We start from the raw sequence: 12,924 nt of genomic DNA on the forward strand, positions 1-12,924 counted from the left end.
CCTTTCTCGCAAGATTATAATTTTTCTAAAAACCCAAAATAGCAATTCCCTTTTTATTCATAGTCATCATTTTACATAAAAGTAATAATTTTTCACAACAACATTCTCAGAAATCTTTATAAGTTAGAGGTTTTTTGGCCTAATCAATATGATTCGTTTTCCGTGTTTGGGTGAATTTTAGAAGTATAGGAAGGAAGGCAGAACAGATGAAGGATTATATTTTCCTGTTGATATGTAATTTGGCATAACTAATCGTTAGGAAGCAAAATTCAAACCTCTTTTATGAAATAAAAAGCTAAAGAAAAAACCGCAGATACATTTCTACGCCTTTTAGAAAATCGATAGGCAATAGATTATATCTGCGGTACACAAACATAAAGTTTATTCGGGTGCAATCAAATCGAAGTCTGATCACCCCCTTTAGTATCAAGGGTTAACCAATAGACCCTTCCATCTCGAACTTGATAAGACGGTTCATTTCGACTGCGTATTCCATCGGCAGTTCTTTCGTGAACGGCTCGATGAAGCCCATGACGATCATTTCTGTTGCTTCTTCTTCAGAAATACCGCGGCTCATCAAGTAGAAGAGCTGCTCTTCAGATACTTTTGATACTTTCGCTTCGTGCTCCAATGAAATGTTGTCGTTCAAAATTTCATTGTATGGGATTGTATCAGAAGTTGATTTGTTGTCCATGATAAGCGTGTCGCACTCGATGTTTGAGCGGGCGCCTTCGGCTTTGCGTCCGAAGTGTACGATTCCGCGGTATGTGACTTTTCCGCCTTGTTTTGAGATTGATTTTGAAACGATTGTGGATGACGTATTCGGTGCAAGGTGAATCATTTTCGCACCGGCATCCTGATGCTGTCCTTTTCCTGCCAGGGCGATAGAAAGCGTCATGCCGCGCGCGCCTTCGCCTTTCAGGATAACGGCAGGATATTTCATTGTCAGCTTGGAGCCGATGTTTCCGTCGATCCATTCCATCGTCGCGTTTTCTTCACAAACCGCACGCTTTGTCACAAGGTTGAAGACGTTGTTCGCCCAGTTTTGAATCGTTGTATAACGGCAGTAGCCGCCTTTTTTAACGATGATCTCAACAACCGCGCTGTGAAGGGAGTTCGTCGTATAAACAGGTGCTGTACATCCCTCTACATAGTGGACGTGAGCGCCTTCGTCTACGATGATCAGCGTCCGTTCGAACTGTCCCATGTTTTCTGAGTTGATGCGGAAGTATGCTTGCAGCGGAGTATCCACTTTTACGCCTTTTGGCACGTAGATGAATGATCCGCCTGACCATACCGCTGAGTTCAAGGCCGCAAACTTGTTGTCAGTCGGCGGGATGACTTTTGCCCAATGCTCGCGGAAAATGTCTTCATTTTCTTTGAGGGCGCTGTCTGTGTCTTTGAAGACGATCCCTTGAGACTCAAGGTCTTCTTTCATGTTATGGTAAACGACTTCTGACTCATATTGCGCGGATACACCGGCCAAATATTTTTGCTCAGCTTCTGGGATTCCGAGCTTGTCAAATGTCTGTTTGATTTCCTCAGGCACTTCGTCCCATGATCTTTCTGAACGCTCAGAAGGCTTTACATAGTATGTGATTTCATCAAAGTTTAATGAGTTTAAATCTCCGCCCCATTGCGGCATTGGCATATTGTAGAAGTGTTCAAGAGATTTCAAGCGAAAGTCGAGCATCCACTGTGGCTCTTCTTTCATGCGTGAAATTTCTTCAACGATTTCTTTTGTCAATCCCCGCTCTGAACGGAAAATGGAAACGTCTTTGTCGGCAAAACCGTATTTATATTCGCCGATATCCGGCATTTTCTTAGCCATCCATTTTCACTCCAATCTTTATTCGTTATCGCTGTTTTCTTTGGAAACGCCTTTTTCGAGGGCTTTCCATGACAATGTTGCGCATTTAATTCGGGCCGGAAATTTTGAAACGCCTTGCAGAGCTTCAATATCTCCTAAATCAATCGAATCGTCGTAGTCTTTGCCCTGCATCATATCTGAAAAGATCCGTGACATTTGAAGGGCGGTCTCCACGTCTTTCCCTTTGATCGCCTGTGTCATCATAGACGCAGAAGCCATTGAGATTGAGCATCCTTCGCCTTCAAATTTTGCATCTTCTACTTTACCGTCCGTTATCTTCATCGTCAGCCTGATCCGGTCACCGCATGTCGGGTTGTTCATGTCAACGACGATGCTGTCATTCAAAACCCCTTTATTTCTCGGGTTTTTATAGTGATCCATAATCACCTGGCGATACAGTGTATCCAAGTTCACATTAAAAGACATTTGTGAAATACTCCTTTGTCTTCTGAAGAGCTTCAATCAGTTTGTCGATGTCTTCTTCCGTATTATACAGATAAAAGCTCGCTCTTGCAGTGGCGGAGACGTTCAGCCATTTCATTAAAGGCTGCGCGCAGTGATGGCCGGCTCTGACGGCGACCCCTTCTGCATCCAGCACGGTTGCCACATCGTGCGGATGAACGTCTTCAAGGTTGAACGTCACGAGTCCTGCACGTTCGGCCGGACCATAGACAACAGCGCCTTCAAGCTCTTTAAAGCGCTCCAGCGCGTATGCCGCCAAACGGTGTTCATGCGCTAATATTTCATCAAGTCCGATGTCTTCAAGGAAGTCAATCGCCGCTCCCAATCCGATCGCGCCGGCAATGATCGGTGTGCCGGCTTCGAATTTCCAAGGCAGCTCCTTCCAAGTCGATTCGTAAAGACCGACAAAATCGATCATTTCTCCGCCGAATTCTGCAGGTTCCATGTTTTCAAGCAATGCTTTTTTTCCATACAATACCCCGATTCCGGTCGGACCACACATTTTGTGGGCTGAAAACGTATAGAAATCGCAGTCCAAATCCTGGACGTCAATTTTCATGTGCGGCGTGCTTTGCGCACCGTCTACGACCATGACCGCGCCGTGTTCGTGGGCGATTTTGGCCATTTCCTTAATCGGGTTGATCGTACCGAGAACGTTTGAAACATGCGCTGCAGAGACGATTTTTGTATTTTCCGTCACCGTTTCCCTGACATCGTCCAAGGAAATGGTGCCGTCTTCCTGAAGCGGAATGTACTTCAGCGTGGCGCCGGTTGCTTTGACAGCCTGCTGCCACGGAATAATATTCGCATGGTGCTCCATCGGTGTAATGACGATTTCATCACCGGGCTTAAGGTTTGCGCGGGCATAGCTGAGCGCAACCGTGTTCAGGGCCGTTGTCGTACCCCTTGTGAAAATAATTTCCTGCATCGATTTCGCGTTTATAAACTTCCTGACCTTCTCACGTGCTCCTTCATATCCATCCGTTGCTTTTGTTCCTAATGTATGGACGCCGCGATGGACATTGGAATTGTAAGAGTTGTAATACTCATCAAGCGTCTCAATGACGACGCGCGGCTTTTGCGAGGTGGCCGCGCTGTCCAAATAAACGAGATCGTGTCCGTTGACCTGTTGGCTGAGAATCGGAAACTGTTCGCGAATATCTTTAGCATTCATTATTTTACTTTCCTTTCAATCACAGAGACCAGCTGCTTCTTCACGCCTTCAATCGGAAGTTCATTGACAACCGGTGCGAGGAAGCCGTAAATGACGAGGCGCTCTGCTTCTTCTTTAGGAATTCCGCGGCTCATCAAATAGTAGAGCTGAACCGGATCGACGCGGCCGACAGATGCAGCGTGTCCTGCCGTTACATCGTCTTCATCGATTAATAGGATCGGGTTTGCGTCGCCGCGCGCTTTTTCACTCAGCATAAGAACGCGTGACTCCTGCTCTGCATTTGATTTTGACGCGCCGTGCTCGATCTTTCCGATACCGTTGAAGATCGAAGACGCGGAATCTTTCATAACGCCGTGTTTTAAAATATAGCCTTCTGAATGCTTTCCGTGGTGAATGATTTGCGTTGTAAAGTTTTGAGTCTGTTCTCCTCTGCCGACGACAACCGTTTTCGTATCGCCGAATGTGCCGTCTCCATGCAGATTCGTCGTGTTTTCAGAAATGGTGTCTCCGTCATTCATCAAACCGAGCGCCCATTCAATTTTGCTGTCGCGTCCGAGTGCAGTTCCGCGGCGGCTGACATAAGCCGTTACCCCTGCGGAAAGGTTGTCGACGGCTCCGTATTGCACGCGGGCATTCGCGCCTGTGATCACTTCTGACACGATGTTAAAGACCGCTTCCTTAGGATTCACCGTGCTGATGTAGTTTTCTACATATGTGACGGCACTGTTGTCATCTGCAACGACAAGTACATGGTTGAAAAGCGTTGTATCGTTGCTTTCATGGACATAAACAGCCTGCACCGGAGCTTCCAGCTCGACGTTTTTCGGTACGTAAAGGAAGGCTCCGCCGTTCAGGAGGGCTGCATGCAATGCAGTTAATTTATGCTCATCGGCTTTTACGCCGTCTTTCATAAAGTACTTTTTGACAAGCTCGCCGTGTTCGCGGAACGCAGTATGAATATCTGTAAAGATGACGCCTTTATCCTGCAGCTCTTTTGAAAGAGAAAGGTAAGCCGGCGTCTGGTCTCTCTGGACATAAAGCGTTTTGTCTTCATTTCCAAGATCGATCAGCGATTTGACCTCATCTGAAAGATCATCCAAAGAATCAAGCGGTTTATTTTCTACAGTATGCTTATCAAACCGTGTAAAATTCCAATTTGTAATTTTTGTTTTATCAGGTTTCGGCAGCGGCAGATCTTCTGCTTTTTCAAGCGCTTCTAAGCGTAGATCTTGCAGCCATGCCGGTTCCTGGTGCTTCTCAGAGAAGCTTTTGACATATTCCCGATCTACAGATAGTTTTGTTTCCAATGTCATGTTTATCCCCCTAACGCTTACGCTTCTTGACCGACAGTTTCGTCTTCGATTCCAAGCTCATGCTTAATCCAGTCATATCCTTCAGCCTCAAGGCGCTGTGCAAGTTCAGGTCCGCCGGATTTCACGACGCGGCCCTGCATCATGACGTGCACATGGTCAGGCGTAATGTAGTTCAAGAGGCGCTGATAGTGCGTGATGATCAGGCAGCCAAAGTTCTCGCCGCGCATTTTGTTGATTCCTTTTGAAACGACTTTAAGGGCGTCGATATCCAAACCTGAATCGATTTCGTCAAGAATCGCGATTTTCGGTTCGATCATCATCAGCTGAAGGATCTCGTTGCGCTTTTTCTCACCGCCTGAAAAACCTTCGTTCAGGTAGCGCTGCGCCATATCAGGGTCCATTTCAAGAAATTCCATGTTTTCGTCCATTTTGCGGATGAATTTCATTAAAGAAATCTCGTCGCCTTCTTCTCTGCGCGCGTTGATCGCTGAACGGAGAAAATCGGCATTTGTAACACCGCTGATTTCACTCGGATACTGCATAGCCAAAAACAGACCGGCTTGAGCGCGCTCGTCCACTTCCATTTCCAGAACGTCCTTGCCGTCCAGCGTGATGCTTCCTTTCGTCACTTCGTATTTAGGGTGTCCCATGATCGCCGCGGATAAAGTTGATTTACCCGTTCCGTTCGGTCCCATTACAGCGTGGAATTCCCCGCCTTTTATTTCAAGGTTTACACCTTTTAAAATCTCTTTCCCTTCAATCTCAACGTGAAGATCTTTGATTGTTAATGTCGAAGCAGCCATGAAATATACCTCCAATTATAGATAATCATCATTCTCAATTTATTCTCATTCTAATTTTATAACAAATGAAAATTGAATACAACAATAGTCTTCCTATCTTTTCGTGTACATGTTCTCAAGTTTAACAAAAAACGATTTGTTCTTAAAGAGATTGGGACAAGAAAACTTCCCGGGGCAGAAAAGCGGAATTTATTACCAAGCTGTCGAAAACAATCGGTACATCCGTCATTAAGAGCGGGGATGGTTTGCTCCCAGGCTGCACGATTCATGAGGGGAACAGCGCTCCCCTTCTATTTGAACCGTCACATGCTCCACGTTGCATTCTTTCCTTAGATATTTTGATACTTGTTTTAAAATTCTATCCCTGTCACTGTTTTCATCCGCTACGATATGGCAGCTTAATGACGGCATATCGGATGAGATCGACCAAATGTGGAGGTCGTGAACCTCCCTGACCGACGGGATGGAAAGCAGGCCGTTTTTAAGCGCCTCCGCATCAATGTCTTTCGGTTTTCCTTCCATTAATATATGCACCGAGTCTTTCGTCACCCGCCAGCCGCTGACGAGAACCAAAGCAGCGACGACGGCGCTGGCGATTGGATCGGCGATGTTCCAATTGAAGAAAAGCATAAGGAGGCCCGCGATGATCGCCCCGAAAGAGCCCAGCATATCGCCGATGATGTGCAAAAAAGCGCTCCGCATATTTAAATTCCCGCTTGTGTCGCCTTTCATTATTACCCAGGCCGCAGCAATGTTGACGAACAGACCAACCGTCGCAATCGCAAGCATACCCCTTCCCGCGACTTCCGGCGGGCTGAAAAAGCGATTGTATGCTTCCCAAAAAATATAAAGTGAAATCAAAAGCAGGGTGATGCCATTGATAAACGCAGCCAAAATCTCAAAGCGCCTGTAGCCGAATGTTTTGCTCGCGCTTGCGGCCTTTTCCCCAATTTTAAACGCCAAGAGGCTGAAGCCAAGCGCCGCAGCGTCGCTGAGCATATGTCCCGCATCTGACAGCAAAGCGAGGCTGTTCGTCAATATTCCGCCTATCACTTCAATCATCATAAAAGTAAAAATTAAACCGAAGCTGATGAACAGCGCTTTTTGATTTGCTGATCGGCTGCCATGGTGGCTGTGTCCTGTATGTCCGTGAGAATGAGCCATTTTAAATCCTCCTCTTAAATTGATATATGATCATGTATTCATATTTAAATTTTACCTTTTCCTTTAATTAAGGTCAAGCGGCTTCTAAGAACATGGAGAAGGACGGATCGGCATCCGTCCCCCTCGCGTTTTATCCGATTATGGGCAAGTCTGATACGATCTGCTTGCTTTTTTGATACTGCTTTTCTCGTCTTTTCTCAACTTCAAGCCGATTCACATGGCTTCTGCTGTACTCCTCGTACCCCATTCCATGCGACTTGTGCATCGCTTTTTCCATTTCGGCCGTGAATTCAAGGTCAAGCTGATCTTGGCTTGAACAAATAATGAATCATCCTTTCAGAGATTTTCTTACATAGTACCAGTTATATACAAACTCTGCAAAGATGTGTGTGCTTTCAATATGCTTTCACGGTCGAAAAATCAATGCTTCATCTGCTGGAATTCTTCCATCGCCTGCAAAACGAGCGTGACGGCTTGGCTCATGGCTGCGCCTCCGCCAAATGCAGCAGTTACACCGACTGCCTCAAGAATTTCTTCCTCCGATGCTCCGCAATCCAGGCAGCCCTTGATGTGATAAATAATGCAATATTCATCCTGCGTATTGACACTGATGCCCAGTGCGATCAGCTGCTTATCCTTTTCGCTGAGCACGCCTTTTTTAAAGCACTCTTCGGTAAATTCGTTGTATTTGGCGGCAATTCCGGGCATTTTTTCGGAAAAGATGCCGATCCCCGCCTTATATTCGTGCAGTGCGGATTCGATAATGCCTTCTGATTCATGCTGATTCACGTTTTGTTCCTCCATTTTCAGTAGGTAGTCTTTTTTATTATGAGCCTCTTTTCAAAAAATACGCGAAAAAACCCCGGTTTTCTCCGAAACCGGGGTGTTCTTTCATTTACTCAGATACAGAAATGACAGAGCCTTTATATTTTTTGTCGATGAACTTTTTGATGTCGTCAGAGCGCAATACTTCCATCAGAGCTTTTACTTTGTCAGAATCTTCGTCGCCTTTGCGGACGGCGATGATGTTAGCGTAAGGATTGTCTTTTGGAGACTCAAGTTCGATTGAATCAGTTTTCGGATTCAGCTTGTTTTGGATCGCATAGTTCACATTGATGAACACTGCGTCTGCTTCATTAGCTTCGTATGCTTTTGCCGTCATTTCAGGCGCCACATCATTTTTGATTTTCAGGTTTTTCTTGTTTTCTGTAATATCTTTTACTGTCGCATCTACTTTTTCAATGCCTGATTTCAGCTTGATCAGTCCCGCATTTTCAAGCATTGCAAGCATGCGGCCCTGTTCAGCGGCATTGTTGCTCATAATAATTTTTGCACCGTCAGGAAGGTCTTTTAAAGATTTATACTTTTTAGAGTAAATGCCGAATGGCTCAAGGTGTACCGCACCGACGTTGACTAGATCGTAATCTTTGTTTTCTTTCATTTCCTGTTCAAGGTAAGGGACGTGCTGGAAGTAGTTCGCATCAAGATCTTTTGTAGCGAGCGCTTTGTTGATCAGTTTGTAGTCCGTGAAATTTTTGATTTTAAGCTCATAGCCTTTTTCTTTCAAAAGCGGTTTTGCTTCTTCAAGGATTTCGGCGTGAGGCGTCGGCGTCGCTCCGACTGTAATGACTTTGCTGTCTTTATCTCCTTCGCTGCTGGAAGATCCGCAAGCGGCCAAAACGCCTGCAAAAATGATGAATAAAGCTGTTAATAAACCTTTTTTCATGTTGGTGTCCTCCCTAACGTTTGTCTAATTTATTTGTTATAAAATCCCCGATAAATTGGATGATGAACACAATAGCTAAGATGAAAATAGTGGCGATCAGTATAATATCGGGATTGTTCATCTGAAAGCCGTTTACATAGGCAAGGTTCCCGAGTCCGCCTGAACCGATTGCTCCGGCCATCGCTGTCGAACCGATCAGTGCAATGGCTGTAACCGTAATGCCTGAGATCAGCGCCGGCATCGATTCGGGCAGGAGCACTTTAAATATGATCGTCGATGTTTTTGCCCCCATCGATTTCGCTGCTTCAATCACGCCTTTGTCGACCTCGCGCAAAGCAATTTCAACCAGGCGGGCATAGAACGGAGCGGATGCGATAATCAAAGCCGGAAGAGCGGCATTCGGCCCCAGAATCGTATTCATTAAAAACTTTGTGAAACCGAGCAGCAAAATAATCAATATGATAAAAGGAATAGACCTGAACACATTGACGATTGCCGAGATTACACCGTTAACGACTCGGTTCTGCCAAATGTTGCCTTTTGAAGTCAAATAGAGCAGCATGCCGAGAATCACTCCGATGATAAAAGCAAACAATAGGGAAATTCCTGTCATATATATCGTTTCATACGTTGCTTCCCACAGCTGCTCCATATCTACGTTTGGAAACAGTTTTTCAAACATTCGTGATCACCTCTGCTTCTACCTGGCGGCTCTTGATGAAATCGACCACGTCATTGACCTCGTTTTCACGTCCGTCGACATGTATGAACAATGAACCGTATGCACCGTCCTGAGTCTGCGAGATTTTGCCTTGAAGGATGTTGACTTCAACATCGAACTTCCGAATGATCTGCGTGATCAGCGGCGATTCGGCCGCTTCGCCGACGAAAGTGAGCTTGATCGTCCGCCCGGATGTCGTTTCTTCGAGGAAATGCTTCAGCGTTTCCTTTGTTTCCACCGGTTCTGTTACCTGCTGAACAAAGCGCTTTGTCATTTCTTCCTTCGGCTTGATGAAGACGTTCAGTACATCGCCTTCTTCTACGACCTTTCCGTTTTCCATGACGGCCACTCTGTGGCAGATTTTCCTGATGACATGCATTTCATGAGTGATCAGGACAATGGTCAGTCCGAGCCTTTCATTGATATCGGACAGAAGACCCAGAATCGAATCAGTCGTCTGCGGATCAAGCGCTGATGTCGCTTCATCGCATAACAGAACTTTCGGATTGTTTGCGAGCGCCCGTGCGATGCCGACGCGCTGCTTTTGGCCTCCGCTCAGCTGTGAAGGGTAGGCGTTTTCCTTGCCTTCAAGACCGACAAGCTTAATCAGTTCAGCGACTCTTTCCAGACGTTTTGCTTTGCTGACACCGGCGATCTCCAGCGGAAACGCAATATTGTCGCGCACCGTTCTCGACCATAACAGGTTGAAATGCTGGAAAATCATGCTGATTTCCTGCCTTGCTTTCCTCAGCTTCTTCCCTTTGATCTCGCTGATTTTTCTGCCGGCTACTTCAACCGTGCCTGAAGTCGGCTGTTCAAGTCCGTTCAAGAGACGGATCAAGGAGCTTTTTCCGGCTCCGCTATATCCAATAATTCCGAAGATTTCACCTTTTTTAATCGTAAGGGTGACATCTTGGACAGCATTGACATCTCCATGCTTTGACCGATAAATCTTTGAAACATTTTGAAGATTTATCAAAAGCCATCACCTGCTTTCTTGCTCAATTCTCATAGTTGTCTAAATTCCTGATCAATCAACGAAAAAAGCCTTTCTGCACACATGAGCAGAAAGGCTTTGGAAAAGTCTGGGCCTTTCTCTCATCTTTCAAAGCATAACGCTTCGCGTGAATTGGCACCATTTCAACACGTGTTGATGGTTGCCGGGTTTCATAGGGCACTTCCCTCCACCTCTCTGGATAAGAGAAACATATATTTATTTTTTGATTATTATGATCGGAATTCTTAAAGTAGGATATCATGCGAAAAAATAGTTGTCAACTATTTTTCGTAAGACAATCGTCCTACGGCGAAAAGAGACGAGCGTAAACGCCCGTCCCTGTCTGACTAATACACGGAATGTGCCGATTTTTTGAATTTTTAAAAAGTCTATGAATAAAGATCGCTGTTTTTAAAGAAGCCGTCCGTCAGCCATAAAATCGCTTCAAGCTTCAATAAAGCTCTAAAAGAGCCTTTTACTTTAACAGTGCCGCGCTGTACGAGATGCTGCAATGAAATGTCGCCATGAAGAAGGTCAATAATCTCGCTTTGCTCTCCAAAAAAGGTCAAATGAGCTTTTTCTACAGGAGAATATTTTTCCATTTCCCCTTTTTCGTTGATTGCTAACGTAAAAGCTTCTTTCTCTCCTTGAAACGTAATCAGCAAAGCCGTTGTAGATAATAGAGGTTTTAAAAAAAGAGCCTTGCCCTCTCTTTCTATCAATCCCATTTTCTCCAACTGTATAACCTCCTGTAAATTGGTCATACTTACAGATTCTCTGTCTGCTGCAGGAGTTCCTTTAGGAATTGCTCGACAAGTTTTTGCTGGTTATTTCCCGAGAAATATGTCAAAACCGCCCTTAATCCACAAGATTTTGTTTAATCGTATCATATAAGTAGGAAACGGAGTGAAAAGCGTATTCTTTTTTGACGACTCGCCCTTTTTTGTAAAGGATAAAACACGGGACGCTTTCAATTTCCTGCTGTTTGGCAAATGACGGGGAGTAATTGAGATTGTTTTTATAAAAAGGAATGTCCTTCATCATTTCATCAACGACCTCCAGCATTCTTCCGGCCAGCTGACACGTTCCGCAGAACGGCGTGTATACATATAGAAGACAAGTTTCATGCTCTAGCCGTTTTAGCTCTTTTTCTTGAAGTTCTTGCATCTGTTGAACCGCACCTCAATACGTTTTATAATAGATATTTTGTATGTACCCGGATGTTTGAACGAAATAATACTTCTGCAACATGCTGACTCGGGGCGGAAGCGACTTCTTTGTATACTCTATCAATGTATAGATGCGAAGCTTGGGGAAGCTCCCTCTTCAGCTGCCGGCGGAGCTTTTCGCCTGATTCATCGGCATCCACCAGGATATAAACGTCTTTATCGAACAGCGTCTCAGCGAATTCATCGAGTTTTGCCTGGCTGATCGTTCCGTTTGTGCATATGATGTCCACGGGCTCTTCGATGACATGCTTCACTTTTTGCTTATCTGATTTCCCTTCGACGATCATGACTTTTTCATTTTCCGGCATATGGATCACCTTTAAAGATTTACTTGTAAAAAAAGGCAGTGAATATTCACCGCCTGACTTGATTAACACCAGCCTTGGTGGTCATCACAGTCTACATATTTAGCATCCGGTCCGCTTACGGTATCCGCCATTTTGTAAAACTTTTCATCTTGGAATGAATATCCAGATTTCAACTCGTATTGATCCTTGCCGGTCATTCGGCCGATCAGCTCATTTTCATGATACAGCTGCGTTCCGCCGTTTTTTAATCGGCTTTCCACATGTTCTGTAATATCAATACGTTCTTTTTTCAGCGTCAATTTGGACACCCCCTCCTGATATAGAGTATCCAAACGACGAATGTCTATCCTGTTTAGTCTTCTTTTATCATGTCCTCATATTGCCCGGCTGTCATCAGGTTTTCGATTTCAGAAGCGTCTGACGGCTCGACGACAATCATCCAAGCCTTTTCATACGGAGACTCGTTGACGAATTCAGGGCTGTCTTCCAGATCTTCGTTCACTTCGACCACTTTTCCGTTGATCGGGGCATACAGCTCAGAAACGGTCTTTACGGATTCAACGCTGCCAAAAGGCTCGTCCGCTTTGATTTCGTCTCCCACTTCAGGAAGCTCGACAAATACGATGTCTCCAAGCTCAGATTGTGCAAAGTCTGTAATGCCGATTCTGACTTTATCTCCTTCGGTTTTCACCCATTCGTGTTCTTCTGAATAACGCAACTCTTTCGGTGTGCTCATGCTAACCCCTCCATAAAGTGTTTTAATCGATCCTACATTGAAGATATCATATTTTGATGTGTTATAACCAGTATGTCTTAAACTGATCTTCTTTAAAACCGACCGTTACTTTACTGCCGTCTGTCGTAATTGGGCGTTTGATCAGCATACCGTCTGATGCAAGCAGTTCCAGCTGCTCATCTTCAGACATGCTTTGCAGCTTGTCTTTCAGGCCGAGTTCGCGGTATTTTTGGCCGCTCGTGTTGAAAAACTTCTTCAATTCAAGCCCGCTTTTCTCGTAGAGCTCTTTCAGTTTTTCCTTGCTCGGCGGCTGTTCTGCGATATGTATCCCATTGATTTCTTTTCCGTGGTCTTCGAGCCATTTTTTCGCTTTGCGGCATGTCCCGCATTTCGGATACCAGTAAAAATCCAAAGCCATACA

The 12,924-nt window shown here is 45.1% G+C and carries 16 protein-coding genes and 1 riboswitch; all 16 genes read right to left on the bottom strand.

Going from position 1 to position 12,924, the window contains the following annotated elements:
* Nucleotides 1–433: 433 nt before the first annotated feature.
* Nucleotides 434–1,831 (bottom strand): Fe-S cluster assembly protein SufB, encoded by a 1,398-nt coding sequence (gene sufB / locus TRNA_RS38490; RefSeq protein ID WP_003185037.1) that lies wholly within the window; start codon nucleotides 1,829–1,831, stop codon nucleotides 434–436.
* Nucleotides 1,832–1,849: 18 nt separating this feature from the next.
* On the bottom strand, nucleotides 1,850–2,296 hold the full coding sequence (gene sufU / locus TRNA_RS38495; RefSeq protein WP_003185039.1) for a Fe-S cluster assembly sulfur transfer protein SufU: 447 nt from the start codon (nucleotides 2,294–2,296) through the stop codon (nucleotides 1,850–1,852).
* Complete coding sequence (sufS, locus tag TRNA_RS38500; RefSeq protein WP_003185041.1) at nucleotides 2,286–3,506, bottom strand: cysteine desulfurase SufS; 1,221 nt, start codon at nucleotides 3,504–3,506, stop codon at nucleotides 2,286–2,288. Before sufS ends, sufU begins: the two co-directional genes overlap by 11 nt.
* Nucleotides 3,506–4,819 (bottom strand): Fe-S cluster assembly protein SufD, encoded by a 1,314-nt coding sequence (sufD, locus tag TRNA_RS38505; protein ID WP_003185043.1) that lies wholly within the window; start codon nucleotides 4,817–4,819, stop codon nucleotides 3,506–3,508. Before sufD ends, sufS begins: the two co-directional genes overlap by 1 nt.
* Before the next feature lie 17 nt (nucleotides 4,820–4,836).
* Nucleotides 4,837–5,622, bottom strand: coding sequence for a Fe-S cluster assembly ATPase SufC (gene sufC / locus TRNA_RS38510; protein WP_003185044.1), 786 nt, complete (start codon nucleotides 5,620–5,622; stop codon nucleotides 4,837–4,839).
* Between the two features lie 228 nt (nucleotides 5,623–5,850).
* A complete protein-coding gene (locus TRNA_RS38515; RefSeq protein ID WP_003185046.1) occupies nucleotides 5,851–6,786 on the bottom strand; it encodes a cation diffusion facilitator family transporter in 936 nt (311 codons plus the stop codon).
* Nucleotides 6,787–7,206: 420 nt separating this feature from the next.
* A complete protein-coding gene (locus TRNA_RS38520; RefSeq protein WP_003185049.1) occupies nucleotides 7,207–7,575 on the bottom strand; it encodes a carboxymuconolactone decarboxylase family protein in 369 nt (122 codons plus the stop codon).
* Between the two features lie 106 nt (nucleotides 7,576–7,681).
* On the bottom strand, nucleotides 7,682–8,512 hold the full coding sequence (gene metQ / locus TRNA_RS38525) for a methionine ABC transporter substrate-binding lipoprotein MetQ (protein WP_003185051.1): 831 nt from the start codon (nucleotides 8,510–8,512) through the stop codon (nucleotides 7,682–7,684).
* A gap of 13 nt (nucleotides 8,513–8,525) precedes the next feature.
* The gene (locus TRNA_RS38530) at nucleotides 8,526–9,194 is read right to left on the bottom strand and encodes a methionine ABC transporter permease (protein ID WP_003185053.1); all 669 of its coding nucleotides are present in this window, start codon (nucleotides 9,192–9,194) and stop codon (nucleotides 8,526–8,528) included.
* Nucleotides 9,187–10,212: a methionine ABC transporter ATP-binding protein MetN gene (metN, locus tag TRNA_RS38535; RefSeq protein WP_003185055.1), complete on the bottom strand. Its 1,026-nt coding sequence runs from the start codon at nucleotides 10,210–10,212 to the stop codon at nucleotides 9,187–9,189. The genes TRNA_RS38530 and metN overlap by 8 nt, the downstream gene beginning before the upstream one ends.
* A 116-nt stretch (nucleotides 10,213–10,328) precedes the next feature.
* A riboswitch (SAM riboswitch) is annotated at nucleotides 10,329–10,436 on the bottom strand.
* Between the two features lie 183 nt (nucleotides 10,437–10,619).
* Nucleotides 10,620–10,967: an SCP2 sterol-binding domain-containing protein gene (locus TRNA_RS38540; protein ID WP_003185057.1), complete on the bottom strand. Its 348-nt coding sequence runs from the start codon at nucleotides 10,965–10,967 to the stop codon at nucleotides 10,620–10,622.
* Between the two features lie 121 nt (nucleotides 10,968–11,088).
* Nucleotides 11,089–11,397, bottom strand: coding sequence for a thioredoxin family protein (locus TRNA_RS38545; RefSeq protein ID WP_003185060.1), 309 nt, complete (start codon nucleotides 11,395–11,397; stop codon nucleotides 11,089–11,091).
* A 25-nt stretch (nucleotides 11,398–11,422) separates the two neighbouring features.
* On the bottom strand, nucleotides 11,423–11,767 hold the full coding sequence (locus tag TRNA_RS38550) for a toprim domain-containing protein (protein WP_003185062.1): 345 nt from the start codon (nucleotides 11,765–11,767) through the stop codon (nucleotides 11,423–11,425).
* A gap of 62 nt (nucleotides 11,768–11,829) precedes the next feature.
* The gene (locus tag TRNA_RS38555; protein ID WP_003185065.1) at nucleotides 11,830–12,066 is read right to left on the bottom strand and encodes a YusG family protein; all 237 of its coding nucleotides are present in this window, start codon (nucleotides 12,064–12,066) and stop codon (nucleotides 11,830–11,832) included.
* Nucleotides 12,067–12,119: 53 nt separating this feature from the next.
* On the bottom strand, nucleotides 12,120–12,503 hold the full coding sequence (gene gcvH / locus TRNA_RS38560; protein WP_003185066.1) for a glycine cleavage system protein GcvH: 384 nt from the start codon (nucleotides 12,501–12,503) through the stop codon (nucleotides 12,120–12,122).
* 61 nt (nucleotides 12,504–12,564) lie between these two features.
* Nucleotides 12,565–12,921, bottom strand: a complete 357-nt coding sequence (locus TRNA_RS38565; RefSeq protein ID WP_003185068.1) for an arsenate reductase family protein — start codon at nucleotides 12,919–12,921, stop codon at nucleotides 12,565–12,567.
* Nucleotides 12,922–12,924 lie beyond the last annotated feature (3 nt).

It is taken from the genome of Bacillus licheniformis DSM 13 = ATCC 14580, assembly GCF_000011645.1.
GTDB lineage: Bacteria > Bacillota > Bacilli > Bacillales > Bacillaceae > Bacillus > Bacillus licheniformis.